Genomic DNA, 17,196 nt, shown 5'->3' on the forward strand with positions numbered 1-17,196 from the left:
AGATGAGACTTCCATACCTTCGGGTGAGAGGCTCCCAGCCAGACTACTGGGTTGATAGGCCGGATGTGGAAGCGCAGCAATGCGTGCAGCTGACCGGTACTAATAAGCCGATGACTTGATAACACCCTTTTTGAGCTTGATGCTCGCGTCCACTGAGTGGTTCTCGATGTACGAACACCGAGAACACAACACAAAACTTTCTATGTTGTGAATGTGTGAAACATCAATAGTGTTTCGGCGGCCATAGCGAGAGGGAAACGCCCGGTCACATTCCGAACCCGGAAGCTAAGCCTCTCAGCGCCGATGGTACTGCAGGGGGGACCCTGTGGGAGAGTAGGACACCGCCGGACTTCTTCCGAAAAATGGCCACCCATCGATGGGTGGCCATTTTTCGTTTACGAGTCAATGAGAGGGGCCGGCATGGCTGACCAGAACGAGGGACGCGACGCGACGGAGCGCCCGAGGAAGCCGCGCTACTCCTCTGCTGACTCAGGCGACCGCCGCGCGAAGCGTGACAGCGACCGGGGCTACAGTTCGAGCCGCGACCGCGGGGACTCCGCCCAGCGGAGCGATCGTTCTGGCGATCGCGGAGGCTACGACCGCCGTCCCGCTGATGATCGTGGTGACCGTCGTCCGTATGGTGACGGCCCGCAGCAGGACCACAAGCCGTACGGTGATCGTCCGCAGGGCGAGCGTCGTCCGTATGGGGATCGTCCGCAGCAGGACCGCAAGCCGTACGGTGATCGCCCGCAGGGCGAGCGTCGTTCCTATGGGGATCGTCCGCAGCAGGACCGCAAGCCGTACGGTGATCGTCCGCAGGGCGAGCGTCGTTCGTATGGGGATCGTCCGCAGCAGGACCGCAAGCCGTACGGTGATCGTCCGCAGGGCGAGCGTCGTTCGTATGGGGATCGTCCGCAGGGTGAGCGTCGTCCGTACGGGGATCGTCCGCAGGACGAGCGTCGTCCGTACGGGGACCGCCCGCAGCAGGACCGCAAGCCGTATGGTGACCGTCCGCAGCAGGACCGCAAGCCGTACGGGGATCGCCCGCACGGTGAGCGTCGTTCCTATGGTGACCGCCCGCAGCAGGACCGCAAGCCGTACGGGGATCGCCCGCAGGGTGAGCGTCGTTCGTATGGGGATCGTCCGCAGGGTGAGCGTCGTCCGTACGGGGATCGTCCGCAGGGTGAGCGTCGTCCGCAGGGTGAGCGTCGTCCGTACGGTGACCGTCCGCAGCAGGACCGCAAGCCGTACGGGGATCGCCCGCACGGTGAGCGTCGTTCGTATGGGGATCGTCCGCAGCAGGACCGCAAGCCGTACGGTGATCGCCCGCAGGGTGAGCGTCGTCCGTATGGTGACCGTCCGCAGCAGGACCGCAAGCCGTATGGTGACCGTCCGCAGCAGGACCGCAAGCCGTACGGTGATCGCCCGCAGGGTGAGCGTCGTTCCTATGGTGACCGCCCGCAGCAGGACCGCAAGCCGTACGGGGATCGTCCGCAGCACGACCGGAAGCCATACGGTGACCGTCCCGCGCACCGAGAGAATCGGTCGTATGACGGACGGTCGGATCGGCAATCGCGTCCGCCGCAGGATTCGGAGCGTCGCATCCCGGACCCCGAGCTACCCGAGGAGATCACCGCACGCGATCTGAATCCCGCGGCGCGCAACGAGCTGAAGACTCTGAGCAAGGAGAACGCCGAGGCGACTGCTCGCCACCTCGCGATGGCCGCACGTCTGATCGACGAGGACCCCGCTCAAGCACACGAGCACGCACTCGCCGCCAGCCGGCGCGCCGGCCGCGTCGCGGTCGTACGTGAGACGGTGGCGATCACGGCGTACGCGCTCGGCGACTACGCACTCGCGCTTCGTGAGCTGCGCACGTACCGCCGGATCTCCGGCAGCGACGATCAGATCGCACTGATCGTCGACAGCGAGCGGGGCATCGGTCGACCTGATCGTGCCCTCGAGGAGGGGCGCACTGTCGACCGCTCCGCACTGCCCGCCCCTGTCCGAGTCGAACTTGCGATCGCGCTCTCGGGTGCACGCCTCGACCTCGGCGAGATCGAGCGCGCGCTCATCGAGCTCGACATCCCCGAGCTCGACCCGAACCATGCGCACGAGTGGAGCCCGGCTCTGTTCGCCGCTCGCGCCGGAGTGCTCGAGGAACTGGGCCGCACCGAAGAAGCCGCAGAGTGGCAGCGCCGCGCGATGATCGCCGCCGAAGCGCTCGACGACGCAGCCGGTTTCGAGGAGGGCATGGACGAGGTCGTCTACGTCGAGGAGCTCGAAGAGGACGACGTCGAGGAGCTCGAAGAGGACGACGTCGACGACGATGCCGCGGAGATCGATGCCGCGGAGGTCGACGCCGAGGCCGCGGACGACGGGGACGTGCTCGACGACTTCGACGACAGCGAGCCGGATGATGACGCCGGGGCGGATGGTGTGGACGAGGCCGAGTTCCCGCCGACGGGCGACGAGCTCGAGAGCGCGGACGAGCCGGAGGAGCGGGCCGAGGAGGACGCCCACTGATGGGTCTGTTCGGTCGCGAGAAGGAGCGGACCCCACTCGACGGTGTCGACACCGTGCTCGCCGACCTCGACGGCGTGGTCTATGCAGGACCGGGTGCTCTCCCGCACGCGGTCGAGAGTCTCAACGCCGCTGCCCGGACCCGCCGACTCGGCTTCATCACCAACAATGCGTCGCGCACGGATGCGTCGGTCGCGGCGCACCTGCGCGACCTCGGTCTCGAGAGCACGCAGCCGACCGACATCGTCACGAGTCCCCAGGCCGCGGTGCGGCTCCTGTCGGGAATGGTCCCCGCCGCATCCACCGTGCTCGTCGTCGGCGGAGCGGGACTCGTCGACGAACTCCAGAAGGCGGGGTTCACGGTCACGCGATCAGCCGAGGATTCTCCCGCCGCCGTCGTGCAGGGCTTCGCTCCGGAGGTCGGCTGGACCCAGCTGGCCGAGGCGGCCTTCGCCCTGAACACCCCGATGGACGAGGGCGGCATTCCGTGGATCGCCACGAACACCGACTGGACGATCCCCCAGGAGCGCGGCATCGCTCCCGGCAACGGGACGCTCGTGTCCGCCGTGCACACCGCCGTCGGCCGACTGGCGACTGTCGCCGGCAAGCCCGAGACGCCGATCTTCGAGGAGGCGGTCGCGCGGTTCGGGGCGCAGCATCCACTCTTCATCGGTGACCGCCTCGACACGGACATCCTGGGCTCGCAGCGAGCCGGCATCCCGTCAGCGTTCGTGCTGACCGGGATCGACCGGCCCAAGCATCTCCTTGCGGCGCCGCCCGACTCACGGCCGACGTACATCCTCCGCGACCTCCGTGGCCTCGACGAGCCGTATCCGGCAACGCGCATCAAAGGCGACACGGTCACCGTCGGTCGAGCGAGCGTCCGTATCGACGGCGCCGACCTCGTGATCGACGCCGAGGGGGACGACCCGATCGACCTCGTGCGTGCGGGGGCCGCCGCGATCTGGAACTCCGGCCGCGCGATCTTCGGGTTCCGCGTGCCGGAGCGGCTCTACGCAGACCCCTTCCTCACGTCCTGATACGCGCGTCGGGCGCGCGGGTGCCGTCTGCGAGGATGGATGCATGGCGCGGCCCGGCTTCAGCGCGATCTCCAGCTCTTCGCGGGTGACGATCCTGCACGCTCTGCAGGACCGTCCCGAGAGGACCATCGCGGAGCTGTGCGACGAGACCGGTCTGCACGCCAACACGGTCCGCGAGCACTTGCAGCGCCTCGCCGACGCCGGGTACGTCGTCGCGGCGACCGAGCACCGCACCACCCGCGGGCGCCCGCGCGTGCTGTACAGCGCGGCGACCGGGGAGGACGCCGCATCCAGCGCCGTCGCTCGCGACCGGGTTCGCGCGGCGGCCGCGAGGGGCGACCTCATGCGCCGGGTCATCCCGGACTCCGATGCCGGCGCGCTGCCGGACGTCGTGCTCCACCAGCTCGACGCCCTCGTGGCCGACCTCGACGCCGGGGGCTTCGACCCGCTCGTCGACGAGGACGCGCTGACGGTCGACCTCACGCCGTGCACGTACGTGTCGATCCAGCCAGACCGGCGCGAGCGGCTGTGCTCCGTGCACCTCGGGCTCATGCAGGGCGTGCTCACGGAGGCCGGCGGGCCGCTCGTGGTCGACGGGATGCTGCCCGCCTGCGACCCGTCCGAGTGCATCGTGCAGCTCGCCATGCGCCGTTGACGTTTATTCACGGTCCTTGGTCCCGCCGACGTCCGCGGCCCTGTGTACCGTGAGTGACGAGAGGACCTTCGCGAACGGAGGCGCTGTCCATGGACCTTCTCGACCCGCTCATCCTCGCGCGGTGGCAGTTCGGGCTGACGACGCTGTACCACTTCATCTTCGTGCCGCTCACCATCGGCATGGGGCTCGTGGTCGCCCTCTTCCAGACGGCGTGGTACCGAACAGGACACGTCCGCTGGCTCCAGCTGACGCGATTCTTCGGGCAGATCTTCCTCATCAACTTCGCCATGGGCGTCGTCACCGGCATCGTGCAGGAGTTCCAGTTCGGCATGAACTGGTCGGACTACTCGCGCTTCGTCGGCGACGTCTTCGGCGCGCCGCTGGCGTTCGAGGGCCTGCTCGCCTTCTTCATCGAGGCGACCTTCCTCGGCCTGTGGATCTTCGGCTGGGACAAGCTGCCGCGCCTCGCGCACCTCGCGACGATCTGGATCGCGTGGATCGGTGCGACCCTCTCGGCGTACTTCATCCTGGCTGCGAACGCGTGGATGCAGAATCCCGTCGGCTACAGGATGGCGCCCGACGGGGCGCGCGCCGAGCTCGTCGACTTCTGGGCCGTGCTGACGAACCGCGTCGCGCTCGCGACCTTCCCGCACACGATGTTCGCGGCCTTCATGTTCGCGGCCGCCGTCGTCATCGCGGCGGCGGCGTGGCACCTCAAGCGCGGCCAGCACCTCGACATCATGCGGCCGGCGCTGCGCTTCGGCCTGTGGGGCATGATCGTCGCGTTCGTCGGCGTCTTCATCGCCGGCGATCAACTCGGCCTGCAGATGGTCGCGACACAGCCCATGAAGATGGCGGCCGCCGAGGCGCTGTACAACTCGGCGTGCGGGGCCAATGCATCCTTCTCGGTCTTCTCCCTGGGCACGCCGGACGGCACCAGCGAGATCTTCTCGATCCGCGTTCCTTATCTGCTGTCGCTGCTGTCCACGCACTCCTTCAACGGCTGCGTCGAGGGCATCAACGACCTCAACGCGCTGTACCAGACGAAGTTCGCGAGCTTCGGGATCGACGACTTCACGCCGATCATCTGGATCACCTACTGGGCGTTCCGGTGGATGATCGGCCTCGGCGCCCTCGCCGCGCTGATCTCGGTCGTGGGACTGTGGCTCACGCGCAAGAGCGCGAAGCGCCCGGTGCCGCGCTGGGCGTGGACCATCGCCATCTGGTCGGCGCTGCTGCCGCTGCTCGCCTGCCTCGTCGGCTGGATCTTCACCGAGATGGGTCGCCAGCCGTGGATCGTGTTCAGCCTCATGCTCACGCAGCACGGGGTCTCGCCGAACGTGCCGGGGTGGCAGGTGCTGGTCTCACTGCTCGCGTTCACTGCCATCTACGCCGCGCTCGCCGTGGTCGAGTTCGGCCTCATCTTCCGCACGGTGCGCAAGGGGCCGGCCCCCGTGCCGGCGGCAGGGGATCGGCATCCCTCCGAGCCCGCCCTCGAAGACACGCCCACGACGGTGTACTAGGAGAACGCCATGGACCTCGCTCACCTCTGGTTCTGGATCGTCGGCGTGCTGTTCGTCGGATACTTCGTGCTCGACGGGTTCGACTTCGGCGTCGGGATGTCGCTGCCCTTCCTCGCGAAGGACGACATCGGCCGGCGGCAGATCATCAACACCATCGGTCCCGTGTGGGACCTCAACGAAACCTGGGTCATCGTCGCGGGCGCGTGCCTGTTCGCGGCTTTCCCGGAGTGGTACGCGACGCTGTTCAGCGGGTTCTACCTCGCACTGCTGCTCATCCTGCTGGCGCTCATCCTGCGCGGCGTCTCGTTCGAGTACCGGCATCAGCGCGACTCGTTGCGCTGGAAGGCGGGGTTCGACACGATGATCGTCGTCGGCTCGGCCGTTCCGGCCCTGCTGTGGGGTGTCGCCTTCGCGAACATCGTGCAGGGGGTGCCGATGGATGCCGGGCACAATTTCACCGGCTCGCTGCTGACGCTTCTGAACCCCTATGCGCTGCTCGGGGGGCTGACGACGCTGCTCCTGTTCTTCACGCACGGCGTGTACTTCGTCGCTCTGAAGACGGACGGCGAGGTCCGTGAGAAGGCGCGCCGGCTCGCGACGCGCTCCGGGATCATCACGGTCGTCGTCGCGGCGCTGTTCCTGCTGTGGACCACCGTCATGGCGGCGGGCAAGGGCGCTCCGCTCATCGGACTCACGGTCGCGTGCGCCGCGATCGCCGCGGTCGCGCTCATCGTCTCGGTGCTGGCGAATCTGCGCGGCCGCGAGGGTGCGGCGTTCGGCGGGGGAGCGGTCACGGTCGTCTTCGCCGTGCTGACGCTGTGGACGGCGCTCTTCCCGTACGTCATGCCGTCATCGACGGAGATCGGCCACAGCCTGACGATCGCCAACGCGTCGAGCACGCCGTACACGCTGACGATCATGTCGTGGGCGGCGCTCGTCTTCCTGCCGCTCGCTCTGGCCTATCAGGGCTGGACCTACTGGGTGTTCCGGCGCCGGGTGTCGCGCACGCGCATCGAGAAGGCCGCGGCCGCGGAGGCGCACTGAGCGCGGCGGTCACCCCTCCAGGACGGATCCGGGGTCCCGTCGATCCGCGGCTGCTGAAGCAGGCCTCGGCAGCGCGGTGGTTCCTCGTCGCATCCGGCGCGATCACCGTCTGCCAGACCGCGATCATCATCGGGTTCGCGTGGCTGCTCACGCAGGCCCTCGTGGGCGCGATCCACGGCGCGGCGGTGGACTCGCTGTGGCCGCTCGTCGGCGGCGCGCTCGTGCTCGTCGTGCTGCGCGGCGCGCTCGTCGCAGTCGCCGAGCGCGTCGGAGCGCGCGGCGCGGCGCAGGCCTCGCTGCAGCTGCGCGCGGCGCTCATGGATGCCGTGCGCCGGCTCGGCCCGGGCTGGCTCGCCCAGCGCAACGCAGCGGCCCTCGCCGTCACGGCCGGACACGGCCTGGAGGCGCTCGACGCCTACTTCGGCCGGTACCTGCCGCAACTCGTGGCGACCGTGATCGCGATGCCGGTCATCGTCGTCGCGATCGCCGTCACGGATCCCGTCTCCGGGCTCATCGTCGTGCTGACGCTCCCTCTCATCCCGATCTTCATGGTGCTGATCGGACTCGCGACCCGCGGGGTGCAGCGCCGGCAGTTCGCGTCGCTCCAGCACCTGGCCGTCCGGTTCGCGGACACCGTCCGCGGGCTTGGCACGCTCAAGGTCTTCGGCCGGGAGCGGAGGGCCGCGGCATCCATCGAGGAGGTCACGCGGCGGTACGCGCGCGACACGATGGGCGTCCTGCGGGTGTCGTTCCTGTCGGGCTTCGCGCTGGAGTTCCTCGGGAGCATCTCGGTCGCGATCGTGGCGGTCGCCATCGGCCTTCGGCTGCTCGACGGCCAGCTCGACCTCACGATCGGGCTCTTCGTGCTGCTGCTCGCGCCCGAGGCCTATCTGCCGCTGCGTCAGGTCGGCGTGCAGTTCCATGCGGCGTCGGAGGGGGTCGCCGCGACGGATGCGATCTTCGATGTGCTCGGGGCGGAGGCGCCTCGCACCGCCCCGACGGCGCTCCAGCAGGCCGCCGAGGGCGTGCTGCTCGCGGTGCGGGACCTCGAGGTGCAGCGTGGGCCGCATGCCATCGGCCCCGTCGCTCTGACCGTGACCCCGGGGCGGATCGTCCTGCTCGAGGGACCGAGCGGCGCGGGCAAGTCGTCGGTGCTCGCGGCGCTGCTCGGCTTCGTCGAGCACACCGGCACGATCGAGGCCGCGAGCGGCCGCACGGCACGCGATGCGATCGCGTGGAGCGGGCAGCGGCCCGGCCTCATCGAGGGCACCGTGCTGGAGAACGTCGCTCTCGGCGCGGAGCGGCCGGACGAGGGGCGCGCAGAGCAGTGCCTGCGTGATGCGCAGGCAGACGGCATCCCTCTCGCCCGACAGCTGGGTGTCGGCGGCGCCGGTCTCTCCGGCGGACAGGCGCAGCGCGTCGCCGTCGCGCGGGCGCTGTACCGGCTGCGTTCGACGTCAGCCCGTGTGCTCGTGCTCGACGAACCGTCAAGCGCGCTTGACGCCGAGACGGAGGCGCGACTGTGGCAGACGCTCCGCGCCGTCGCCGACGAGGGGGCGGGCGTACTGCTCGTCTCGCATCGCACGTCTGCGAGAGCCATCGCCGACGACGTCGTGCGGATGCCGCCGACACGCGTGGGGGTGGCCTCGTGAGTCCTCCCACGTCTTCTCCATCCGCCGACGCTCGAACCGGAGCCTCGCGCCGCATGGTCCCGATCGACCCGCGCACGCGGGAGGTGCTGCGCTCGGCGCAGCCGCCCCTCCGCCGCTTCTGGCCCGCGCTGCTCACCGGCTTCGGCACCGCGGCGAGCTCGATCGCGCTGCTCGCGGCCAGTGCGTGGCTCATCGCCCGCGCCGCGGAGCAGCCCGGACTCGTGTTCGTCTCCGCCGTGATCGTCGCCGTCCGCGCATTCGCGCTGTCGCGGGGGACCTTCCGCTATCTCGAGCGGCTCACCGGGCATGACGCGACGCTCAACCAGCTCGCGGAGGTGCGCGCGGGGCTCGTGCGCCAGCTGATCCCCCTCGCCCCCGACGGGGTCAGGGCAGGCCAGGGCGCACTGCAGTCGAACCTCGTCGACGATGTCGATGCGCTGCAGAACCTCCCCCTGCGGGTCGTGCAGCCGGTCGCCGTCGCGGGGCTCGCGAGCGCCGCCAGTGTGGTGTTCGTCGCGTTCCTGTCGCCGCCCGCGGCCTTCGCGCTCGCGGCATGCCTGGCCGCGGCGTTCGCCCTCGCCGTCTGGGTCGGCTGGGCAGCGGGCGCCCGCGCCGAGCGCACGCTGGCGCCCCTGCGCTCGCGGCTCGCGGGCGCCCTGATGGACGAGCTCACCTCCCTCGACGTGCTCCTCGCGTATGGTGCGACGGATGCGGCGGCCCGACGCATCCGGGATGCCGACACCGCCCTGCGCGCGGCGACGGTCCGCCGCGCGACGGCACAGGGCCTCACCGCCGGAGCCGTCTCCGCGATGGCGGGGCTCGCGTCTCTGCTCGCGCTCGTTGTCGCCGCGCCGCACGTCGGAGAGGGCGGATTCACGGGGCCCGCACTCGCCGTCGTCGTGCTGCTGCCGTTGGCGGTCTTCGAGGTGTTCGGGCCGCTGCCGCTGGCGCTCGCCTCGTGGCGGGAGGTGCGCGCAGCCGCGGAGCGCATCGCCGACGACGTCCCGGCGGAGGTTCCCGTCGAGCTTCCGCACGACGAGCCTGCGGCGACCGGCATCCCGCCGGCGATCGGTTCGGCTCTGGTGCTCCGGGACGTCAGCGCCCGATGGCCGCGCATGGATGAGGCGCCGCCCCTTCGCCGAGTCGACCTCGAGGTGCGGGCCGGCGAGCGCCTGCTCGTGACCGGTCCGAGCGGAGCGGGCAAGACGACGCTGGCCCACGTGCTCGTGCGCTTCCTCGACTACGCCGGCTCGTACACGATCGGCGGGGTCGAGGCGCGCACGCTCGCGGGCGAGGACGTGCGGCTCGCGATCGGACTGTGCGAGCAGACGCCGTACCTCTTCGACGAGTCGATCCGGCAGAACCTGCTGTTCGCCCGCGACGCCTCGACCGACGACGACCTGTGGGCCGTGCTCTCGCGCGTCGGCCTCGACGCCTGGGCACAGGATCGCGGCGGGCTCGACGCTCTCGTCGGCGACCGCGGTGTCGCCGTCTCCGGTGGCCAGGCGCAGCGGATCGCGCTCGCCCGGGCCCTGCTCGCAGACTTCCCCGTCGTCGTGTTCGACGAGCCGACGGCGGGCGTCGACCCCGCCGCATCCGATGCCCTCCTCACGGATCTGCTCTCGGCGGCGTCGGGTCGCACCGTGGTGCTCGTGTCGCACGTCGAGGTTCCCGCGCGCCTCGTCGATCGAACCGTGCGCCTCGAGGACGGGCGCTTCGTACCGGCCCGGTGAGTGTCGCCGCTCGCGCGTACCGTTGCCTGCATGGACGTCATCGAATGGATGCGGGACTCCGACGCGGCCCTGCGGTGGCAGGTCGAGCGCGACCTGGCCGATGAGCCCGAGGAGGTGTGGCAGGCGACCCGGGCGCGGGTGGCGACGGAGGGTCTCGGGGCGCGACTGCTCGCACTGCAGGACCCGGACGGCCAATGGGCGGGAGGTGCCTTCTTCCCGGCGGACTTCCGCGACGGCGAGGAAGGCCAGCCCTGGACGGCCACGACCTGGAGCCTCAAGTCTCTGCGCGAGTGGGGAGTGGATGCCGCAGACCTCGGCGACACCGCGGAGCGCCTCGACCGCAACAGTCGGTGGGAGTACGAGGACCTGCCGTACTGGGGCGGTGAGGTCGACTGCTGCATCAACGGGTGGACGATCGCGAACGGCGCGTGGCTCGGAGCGGACGTCTCGGGGATCGCCGCGTGGTTCCTCGAGCACCGGATGGATGACGGGGGATGGAACTGCGACTGGGTCGACGGGTCGACCGTCTCGTCGTTCCACTCGACGCTCAATGCCCTCATCGGCATCCTCGCCTACGAGAAGGCGACCGGGGGCTCACCGCAGCTGCGCGAGGCGCGGCTCGCAGCGCAGGAGTACCTGCTGCGGCGGCGGCTCCTGAACAGGCTGTCGACCGGTGCGATCGTCGGGCGGTGGGTGACCGCGTACGCGTACCCCACCCGCTGGCGCTACACCGCCCTGCGTGCGATCGACTACTTCCAGGAGGCGGACGAGTTCGACGCCGTCGCGCCCGACCCGCGGATGGCCGCCGCTGTCGAGGCCGTGCGCGCGAAGCGGCAGCCGGACGGCACCTGGCTGCAGGACACCCACTATCCGGGAAGGGAGTGGTTCGCCGTCGATGTTCCGCCGGGCGAGCCGTCGAAGTGGGTCACCTTCTCGGCGATGCGTGCCCTGCGCAGGTGGGACGACTCCCCGGCCGCCTGATCAGACCTTGGTGCTCCGCCACCCGAGCGCCGGAGCCACGTGCGTAGCGAACGACTCGACGATGTGGAGGTTGTACTCGACGCCGAGCTGGCTCGGGATGGTCAGCATGAGCGTATCCGCGGAGCGGATCGCCGCGTCATCCAGAAGCTGCTCCACGAGGACGTCGGGTTCCGCAGCGTACGTCTTGCCGAAGGTCGACCGCATCCCGTCGATGTAGCCCACGCCCTCGCTGTCGGCGCGTCCGAAGTACATCGCATCCTGCGCTGTCGTGATCGGGAAGACGCTGCGGCTCACCGACGTGCGCGGCTCGCCGGGGTGTCCGGCATCCTTCCACGCCGCTCGGAACGCGTCGATCTGCTGCGCCTGGAGCTCGTCGAAGGGGATGCCGCGATCCTCGGTCAGGAGTGTTGACGACATGAGGTTCACGCCGACGCGGCCGGCCCACTCGGCGCTGTCGCGGTTGCCCGCGCCCCACCAGATGCGCGAGCGCAGGCCGGGGGAGTGCGGCTCGATGCGCTGCATCCCGCGCGCACCCGCGCCGAACGCGCTCGTGGAGTCGCGCTCGGCGAGCCCCTTGCCGTCGATCGCGTCGAGGAAGGTCGCGAAGTGCTCGCGGGCGATGTCGGCACCGCGCGGATCCTGCGATCCGGTGTAGCCGAAGGCCTCGTAGCCGCGGATGACGGTTTCGGGTGAGCCGCGGCTGACGCCGAGGGCGAGCCGGCCGTCGCTGATGAGGTCGACAGATGCCGCCTCCTCGGCGAGGTACAGCGGGTTCTCGTAGCGCATGTCGATGACGCCGGTGCCCATCTCGATGCGCTCGGTGCGGGCCGCGATGGCGGCGAGCAGCGTCATGGGGGAGGACTGCTGGCGGGCGAAGTGGTGCACGCGGAAGTAGACGCCGTTGACCCCGAGATCGTCCATGCCCTGCGCGAGGTCGATCGCCTGGTGGAGCGAGTCGCGCGCGGTGAGCTCGCGGCCTCCGCCGAGGGGACCGTAGTGGCCGAACGAGAGGGTTCCGAAGCGCTGCATGACGGGTCCAACCCTATCCGCCGGAGGTGTATTCCGGTGAATGGACGCTGGTGGATTGCTCGTCGTGCTCCTGCCGATGTGCCGGATCGGATGCAGAGCCAGAGCCTCAGGCCGCCGCATCCGTCATACGCTCGATTCGTGACCCACCGGCTCACCCGCGATGACGCCCGCCGCATCACCGTCCGCGCCCAGCTGCTCGACGCCGATCGGCCCGGCGACGTCGTCGAGGTGGCCGAGCAGCTCGGCTACGTGAAGATCGATCCGACTGCGACGATCGCGCCCTGCGAGCACACCGTGCTGTGGTCGCGCATCGGGTGGTCGTATGAGGCGGGTCAGTTGCAGAAGGCTGCCGAGATCGACCGCCAGCTGTTCGAGCTGGACGGCGCGTTTCGCCCGATCAGCCTCCTTCCCTTCATGCTCCCGGGGATGCGTGCGTGGCCGAAGCGCGAGAGCACGAAGCAATGGCTCGAGGCGAACGACCGCTTCCGGAAGGACGTGATCGCGAGGCTCCGCGCCGACGGCCCGCTGCTGGCGAGCGACATCCCCGACACCGCGCAGGTGAGCCGGGCGCCCGACGGGTGGTCGGGCTCGAACCAGGTGCCGACGATGCTCGACTTCCTCTCGCGGCGCGGCGAGGTCGCCGTCGTCGGCCGCGAGGGACGCCACAAGAGGTGGGACCTCGCCGAGCGCGTGTATCCGACGGACCTGCCCGAGTACAGCGCGGAGGAGGCGACCCGGCTGCTCGAGGAGCGGAGCCTGCAGGCCGCGGGCGTCGGGCGGCCGCACTGGTACTGGACCGGCGTCGGCAAGACGACGGGCGAAGCCGTCGTCGTCGAGGGCAGCAGCGTGAAGTGGCGCGTGGATCCGGAGGCGCTCGCCGCGCTCGACGCGGACTCCGGCGGGCGCGTCGCCTTCCTCAATCCGTACGACAGCCTGCTGTTCGACCGGCGACGGCTCGAGGAGCTCTTCGAGTTCACCTACGTGCTCGAGCAGTTCAAGCCGAAGCCGCAGCGCCGGTACGGCTTCTTCGCGCACCCGATCCTGCTCGGCGACCGATTCATCGGGATGCTGGACGCCGAGGTCGACCGCAAGCAGGAGGTGTTCCGGGTCAACGCGGTGCACGAGTTCCTGCCGTGGGAGCCCGAAGAGCACGACATGGTGCGCGCCGAGATCGCGGACCTGGGAGAGTGGCTCGGCCTTCCCGTGACTGGCATGGCCTGACCCCCGCGCCGTCTGCAAAGCGCGCATGCTGGAGACATGGCGAAATCCTCGTTCTCCCGCAAGCTCCAGAAGTCGTTCGAGCCGGTCGCGCTCGCGATGAGCGGGAAGCGGTGGTTCCCCCTCTACGCGGTCGTGAATCATCGTGGCCGGAGCAGCGGCACGGCGTACCGGACGCCGATCGCCGTCGTGCCCTCGCGGAGCCGCGGCCGCATCCTCATCGGGCTGCCGTGGGGACGCGGGACCAACTGGGCGCGCAACGTCGTCGCCGCAGGCGGAGTCGACCTCACGTGGAAGGGGCGGACGGTGCACACGACGAAGCCGCGCATCATCGATGCGGTCGAGGCGACGGCGCTTGCGAAGGCTCCGTTCCGGCCGGTCGTGAAGCGGATGCCGGGAGCCATCGTCCTTCAGGAGGTGACGACGGTCTGACCTGACCGGGCGGGGATCACGACGCGCACGCGCAGTCCGCCCTCATCCCGCGCCGCCAGCTCGAGCCGGCCGCCGTGCGCCCGGACGATCGATGCCACGATGGCGAGCCCGAGCCCGACGCCCCCGGGGCTGCTGCGGGTGCGCCCGGCGCCCCGGACGAACGGCTCGGTGAACGTCGCCACCGTGGCGGGGTCGAGCCGCGCGCCGCTGTTGAGGACGACGAGCTCGGCGCCGTCCCGGGTGGGTGCGGTAGTGACGCGCACGAAGCCGCCGTCCCGGTCGTTGTGGACGATCGCATTGCCGAGCAGGTTCACTGCGAGCTGCGTGAGGAGCGCCGCATCCCCGGTCGTCGTCGCGGGCGCGAGCTCCGCATCGACACGGATGCGCGTGCCGTCGGTGCGCACGGTGTCGATGGCATCGGCTGCGATGTCGGCGAGGTCGACCTCGCGTCGCTCGAGGGGCCGCTGCTCGACGTTCGCCAGGGTGAGCAGCGCCTCCGTCAGCGTGATGGAGCGCTCGTTCATCTCGTCGATGCGGCGCAGCAGCGCATCCATGTCCTGCTGCTCGGGCGCCGCCTGGGCCACCTCGAGCATCGTGCGGATGACCGCCAGGGGCGTGCGCAGCTCGTGTGAGGCGTTGGCGGCGAACCGACGCTGTTCGTCGACGGTGTGCTGGACGCGGGCGACCATGTCGTCGAAGGCGTCGGCGAGATCCGTCAGCTCGTCGCGGCGACCGGGCAGCGCGATGCGGTGGCCGAGGTCGCCGTCGCGCACCCGACGGGCGGCGTCGGCGATGCGGTCGAGGGGGCGCAGCATCCGCCCAGCGAGAAGCCAGCCACCCACGACGCCGAGCACTCCGAGCAGCGTCAGGGCCCACCAGACGTACTTGACGTACACCGCCATGAGGTCGTTGCGGTTCGGGACGTACCCGCTCGGGATGGTGAGGTTTCCCGGCGGGACGTAGCGCAGCAGCAGGAATCCGACCGCGAACATCGCGACGCCGGCGACGAGGACGATCGCCGCGTAGCTGAGGGCGAGTTTGACGCGGACGGATGCGCCGGGCCGCCGCGGCGCGCTCGTCACGGCATCCCCGCCTCGCCGATGCGATAGCCGACGCCCGGAACCGTCTGGATCACCCACGGCTCGCCGAGCCGCTTGCGCAGGGTGGAGATCGTGATGCGCACGGCGTTCGTGAAGGGGTCCGCGTTCTCGTCCCATGCCCGGGCGAGGAGCTGCTCCGCGCTCACCACGCCGCCGTCGGCGGCGATCAGCACCTCCAGCACCGCGAACTGCTTGCGGGTGAGTGGCACGTATCGCCCGTCGCGGTACACCTCCCGTCGGAAGGGATCGAGACGGATGCCGGCGGACTCCACCGTCGGCGGGGCACCGGCCGCGGGCCGGCGCGCGAGCGCCCGCAACCTCATGACGAGCTCGCGGAGCGCGAACGGCTTCGTCAGGTAGTCGTCGGCGCCGCTCTCGAATCCGGATGCCTTGTCGTCAAGCCGGTCGGCCGCCGTGAGCATCAGGATGCGGGGGCCCTCCGGACGCGCGGACAGCTGCAGCGCGATCTCGTCGCCGTTCGGGCCGGGGATGTCGCGGTCGAGCACGACCACGTCGTAGTCGTTGATCGCGAGGAGCTCCAGCGCGGTGTCGCCCTCTCCGGCCGTGTCGGCGGCGATCGCCTCCAGACGCAGCCCGTCGCGGATCGCTTCGGCGAGGTAGAGCTCGTCCTCGACGATCAGCACACGCATGCCCTCATGGTAGGCGGGGCCGCATATCGCCGACGTATGCGCCTCGGCATACGGTGGGGCAACAGGCGCCCCACTGGACTGAGGGCATGCCAGCTCCGAACTCCCCTGCCGCCCCGCCCGACGATGTCCGGTCCCGTCGCCTCGCCGGGGTCGGTGTCGTCGTGGCCGCGCTCGCGGTTCTCATCATCGGTGTCGCGGCTTTCGCGGTGCCTTCCTCGTCGTCCGCCGCGCCCGTCGTCGGCGCCGCATCGCCGCCTGCGCCCGCATCGCCGCGTGCGCCCTCGCACCTGGCGGAACCGCGGACCTCGGACGGGGTGATCCCCGAGGATGCGCCCGCGTCGCCCGACGATGTGTCGCTGCCGGCGATCACGCGGCTGGACCCGGCGCTGCTGTCGGCGCTGAGAGCCGCGGACGCCGCTGCACGCAAGGACGGCATCGAGATCCGCATCGCGAGCGGGTGGCGCAGCATCCCATACCAGCGCTGGCTCTTCGAGCAGGCGATGCGGACCTACGGCAGCGCCGAGATCGCCGGTCGCTACGTCGCGTCGCCCGACAACTCCGCGCACGTCACAGGGAGGGCCGTCGATGTCGCCCCGGTCTCTGCGCAGCTGTGGCTGCACGCCCATGGGGCGGCGTACGGGCTCTGTGAGACGTACGCCAACGAGCGCTGGCACTTCGAGCGAGCGACGACGCCGGGTGGAGTGTGTCCGCCGATGCGCCGGGACGCCTCCGAGTGAGGGGACGGCTACCTCGCCTCATCCCTCTTGGCGCGCAGGCGCGCGTTCTCGTCCTGCAGCGGAAGGACCATGGCGATGCCGGCGAGGTTGAGGCCGGCGGCCAGCAGGTCGCCGATGCGTCGCAGCGTGATCAGATCGTTCGCGCTGTATCGGCGCGTGCCGCCCTCGGAGCGCGCGGGCAGAAGGAGCCCGCGCGCCTCGTAGGCGCGCAGGTTCTGGACGCCGGTGCCGGCGAGCTCGGCAGCGACTGAGATGCCGTACACGCCCCTGTCGGGATCCGGCTGTGCATCGCTCACGGAGTGTCCTCCAGGAATCCTCACGATCCTCTTGCATCACCATCTCACAAGTGGTAAAAGAAATCTATAGCGAGTGATACAGATCCCGATGATCGTCACTCCAGCATCAACAGAACAGACAAGACGGAGGTGGAACGATGTTGATGCGCACTGACCCGTTCCGAGAGCTGGACCGGCTCACCCAGCAGGTCTTCGGTGCCGATGGCACGATGGCCCGCCCGGCGGCGATGCCGATGGACGCGTGGCGAGAGCATGACACATTCCATGTCGAATTCGACCTTCCCGGCGTTGATCCGGGCTCGATCGACCTGGACGTCGAACGGAACGTGATCACGGTCAAGGCGGAGCGCTCCCACCGGGCGAGCGACGTCGAGCTGATCGCGGCCGAACGGCCCCGCGGTGTGTTCAGCCGCCAGCTGGTTCTGGGCGACAATCTGGACACCGATCACATCAGCGCCACCTACGAGGCCGGTGTGCTCGCCCTCCAGATCCCCGTGGCCGAGAGGGCCAAGCCGCGGAAGATCGCCATCACGAACAACGAGTCGCCGCAGCAGGCGATCAACGCCTGAGAGCGGGAGGAGCA

Annotated in this window: 17 protein-coding genes and 2 rRNA genes; 14 read left to right on the forward strand and 5 right to left on the reverse strand. The window is 70.1% G+C overall.

The window, feature by feature from the left end; all coding sequences use genetic code 11:
* Together AC0NZN_RS02800 and rrf are read left to right on the forward strand one after the other, a co-directional pair.
* Nucleotides 1-123, forward strand: a 23S ribosomal RNA gene (locus AC0NZN_RS02800); the annotation flags it as partial.
* A gap of 110 nt (nt 124-233) precedes the next feature.
* Nucleotides 234-350, forward strand: a 5S ribosomal RNA gene (rrf, locus tag AC0NZN_RS02805).
* 139 nt (nt 351-489) lie between these two features.
* Here rrf and AC0NZN_RS02810 read toward each other — a convergent pair.
* Nucleotides 490-1,533: a hypothetical protein gene (locus AC0NZN_RS02810; protein WP_474590755.1), complete on the reverse strand. Its 1,044-nt coding sequence runs from the start codon at nt 1,531-1,533 to the stop codon at nt 490-492.
* Between the two features lie 186 nt (nt 1,534-1,719).
* Between AC0NZN_RS02810 and AC0NZN_RS02815 the strand changes: the two genes are divergently transcribed.
* From AC0NZN_RS02815 to AC0NZN_RS02850, 8 genes are all read left to right on the forward strand, one after another.
* Nucleotides 1,720-2,526 (forward strand): hypothetical protein, encoded by an 807-nt coding sequence (locus AC0NZN_RS02815; RefSeq protein WP_474590756.1) that lies wholly within the window; start codon nt 1,720-1,722, stop codon nt 2,524-2,526.
* Nucleotides 2,526-3,563, forward strand: coding sequence for an HAD-IIA family hydrolase (locus AC0NZN_RS02820; protein WP_474590757.1), 1,038 nt, complete (start codon nt 2,526-2,528; stop codon nt 3,561-3,563). The genes AC0NZN_RS02815 and AC0NZN_RS02820 overlap by 1 nt, the downstream gene beginning before the upstream one ends.
* Nucleotides 3,564-3,606: 43 nt before the next feature.
* The gene (locus AC0NZN_RS02825; protein WP_474590758.1) at nt 3,607-4,218 is read left to right on the forward strand and encodes an ArsR family transcriptional regulator; all 612 of its coding nucleotides are present in this window, start codon (nt 3,607-3,609) and stop codon (nt 4,216-4,218) included.
* An 89-nt stretch (nt 4,219-4,307) separates the two neighbouring features.
* Entirely contained in the window at nt 4,308-5,741 is a 1,434-nt protein-coding gene (locus tag AC0NZN_RS02830; protein ID WP_474590759.1) for a cytochrome ubiquinol oxidase subunit I, read from the forward strand.
* A 9-nt stretch (nt 5,742-5,750) separates the two neighbouring features.
* Nucleotides 5,751-6,785, forward strand: coding sequence for a cytochrome d ubiquinol oxidase subunit II (gene cydB / locus AC0NZN_RS02835; RefSeq protein WP_474590760.1), 1,035 nt, complete (start codon nt 5,751-5,753; stop codon nt 6,783-6,785).
* On the forward strand, nt 6,782-8,437 hold the full coding sequence (gene cydD, locus AC0NZN_RS02840) for a thiol reductant ABC exporter subunit CydD (protein WP_474591253.1): 1,656 nt from the start codon (nt 6,782-6,784) through the stop codon (nt 8,435-8,437). Before cydB ends, cydD begins: the two co-directional genes overlap by 4 nt.
* Nucleotides 8,438-8,490: 53 nt before the next feature.
* Nucleotides 8,491-10,170 (forward strand): thiol reductant ABC exporter subunit CydC, encoded by a 1,680-nt coding sequence (gene cydC / locus AC0NZN_RS02845; protein ID WP_474590761.1) that lies wholly within the window; start codon nt 8,491-8,493, stop codon nt 10,168-10,170.
* 30 nt (nt 10,171-10,200) lie between these two features.
* Nucleotides 10,201-11,151, forward strand: a complete 951-nt coding sequence (locus AC0NZN_RS02850) for a squalene cyclase (RefSeq protein WP_474590762.1) — start codon at nt 10,201-10,203, stop codon at nt 11,149-11,151.
* Here the strand turns inward: AC0NZN_RS02850 and AC0NZN_RS02855 are convergent, their stop codons facing one another.
* Nucleotides 11,152-12,180 (reverse strand): LLM class flavin-dependent oxidoreductase, encoded by a 1,029-nt coding sequence (locus tag AC0NZN_RS02855; RefSeq protein ID WP_474590763.1) that lies wholly within the window; start codon nt 12,178-12,180, stop codon nt 11,152-11,154.
* A gap of 138 nt (nt 12,181-12,318) precedes the next feature.
* Here AC0NZN_RS02855 and AC0NZN_RS02860 point away from each other — a divergent pair, with 138 nt between their 5' ends.
* Entirely contained in the window at nt 12,319-13,401 is a 1,083-nt protein-coding gene (locus tag AC0NZN_RS02860; protein ID WP_474590764.1) for a DNA glycosylase AlkZ-like family protein, read from the forward strand.
* A 36-nt stretch (nt 13,402-13,437) separates the two neighbouring features.
* Nucleotides 13,438-13,830, forward strand: coding sequence for a nitroreductase family deazaflavin-dependent oxidoreductase (locus AC0NZN_RS02865; RefSeq protein WP_474590765.1), 393 nt, complete (start codon nt 13,438-13,440; stop codon nt 13,828-13,830).
* On the opposite strand, the gene AC0NZN_RS02870 is transcribed toward AC0NZN_RS02865, so the two are convergent.
* Nucleotides 13,809-14,912, reverse strand: coding sequence for a sensor histidine kinase (locus tag AC0NZN_RS02870; protein ID WP_474590766.1), 1,104 nt, complete (start codon nt 14,910-14,912; stop codon nt 13,809-13,811). The two genes, AC0NZN_RS02865 and AC0NZN_RS02870, sit on opposite strands and share 22 nt — an antisense overlap.
* Nucleotides 14,909-15,580 carry a response regulator transcription factor gene (locus AC0NZN_RS02875; protein ID WP_474590767.1) on the reverse strand — a complete coding sequence of 224 codons (672 nt, stop codon included), beginning with the start codon at nt 15,578-15,580 and terminating at the stop codon, nt 14,909-14,911. The genes AC0NZN_RS02870 and AC0NZN_RS02875 overlap by 4 nt, the downstream gene beginning before the upstream one ends.
* A gap of 86 nt (nt 15,581-15,666) precedes the next feature.
* Here AC0NZN_RS02875 and AC0NZN_RS02880 point away from each other — a divergent pair, with 86 nt between their 5' ends.
* Nucleotides 15,667-16,317: a M15 family metallopeptidase gene (locus AC0NZN_RS02880; protein ID WP_474590768.1), complete on the forward strand. Its 651-nt coding sequence runs from the start codon at nt 15,667-15,669 to the stop codon at nt 16,315-16,317.
* An 8-nt stretch (nt 16,318-16,325) separates the two neighbouring features.
* Here the strand turns inward: AC0NZN_RS02880 and AC0NZN_RS02885 are convergent, their stop codons facing one another.
* Nucleotides 16,326-16,613, reverse strand: coding sequence for a MerR family transcriptional regulator (locus AC0NZN_RS02885; RefSeq protein ID WP_474590769.1), 288 nt, complete (start codon nt 16,611-16,613; stop codon nt 16,326-16,328).
* 137 nt (nt 16,614-16,750) lie between these two features.
* Here AC0NZN_RS02885 and AC0NZN_RS02890 point away from each other — a divergent pair, with 137 nt between their 5' ends.
* Nucleotides 16,751-17,182, forward strand: a complete 432-nt coding sequence (locus tag AC0NZN_RS02890; protein ID WP_474590770.1) for an Hsp20/alpha crystallin family protein — start codon at nt 16,751-16,753, stop codon at nt 17,180-17,182.
* Nucleotides 17,183-17,196 lie beyond the last annotated feature (14 nt).

The sequence above is a fragment of the Microbacterium sp. sgz311019 genome (genome assembly GCF_056135325.1).

What these genes read in the sequence shown, in the direction of transcription:
- AC0NZN_RS02815 (WP_474590756.1), top strand. Translation starts at nt 1,720, where the DNA reads ATGGCCGCACGTCTGATCGACGAGGACCCCGCTCAAGCACACGAGCAC.
- AC0NZN_RS02820 (WP_474590757.1), top strand. Translation starts at nt 2,526, where the DNA reads ATGGGTCTGTTCGGTCGCGAGAAGGAGCGGACCCCACTCGACGGTGTC.
- AC0NZN_RS02825 (WP_474590758.1), top strand. Translation starts at nt 3,607, where the DNA reads ATGGCGCGGCCCGGCTTCAGCGCGATCTCCAGCTCTTCGCGGGTGACG.
- AC0NZN_RS02830 (WP_474590759.1), top strand. Translation starts at nt 4,308, where the DNA reads ATGGACCTTCTCGACCCGCTCATCCTCGCGCGGTGGCAGTTCGGGCTG.
- cydB (WP_474590760.1), top strand. Translation starts at nt 5,751, where the DNA reads ATGGACCTCGCTCACCTCTGGTTCTGGATCGTCGGCGTGCTGTTCGTC.
- cydC (WP_474590761.1), top strand. Translation starts at nt 8,491, where the DNA reads ATGGTCCCGATCGACCCGCGCACGCGGGAGGTGCTGCGCTCGGCGCAG.
- AC0NZN_RS02850 (WP_474590762.1), top strand. Translation starts at nt 10,201, where the DNA reads ATGGACGTCATCGAATGGATGCGGGACTCCGACGCGGCCCTGCGGTGG.
- AC0NZN_RS02855 (WP_474590763.1), bottom strand. Translation starts at nt 12,180, where the DNA reads ATGCAGCGCTTCGGAACCCTCTCGTTCGGCCACTACGGTCCCCTCGGC.
- AC0NZN_RS02865 (WP_474590765.1), top strand. Translation starts at nt 13,438, where the DNA reads ATGGCGAAATCCTCGTTCTCCCGCAAGCTCCAGAAGTCGTTCGAGCCG.
- AC0NZN_RS02875 (WP_474590767.1), bottom strand. Translation starts at nt 15,580, where the DNA reads ATGCGTGTGCTGATCGTCGAGGACGAGCTCTACCTCGCCGAAGCGATC.
- AC0NZN_RS02880 (WP_474590768.1), top strand. Translation starts at nt 15,667, where the DNA reads ATGCCAGCTCCGAACTCCCCTGCCGCCCCGCCCGACGATGTCCGGTCC.
- AC0NZN_RS02890 (WP_474590770.1), top strand. Translation starts at nt 16,751, where the DNA reads ATGTTGATGCGCACTGACCCGTTCCGAGAGCTGGACCGGCTCACCCAG.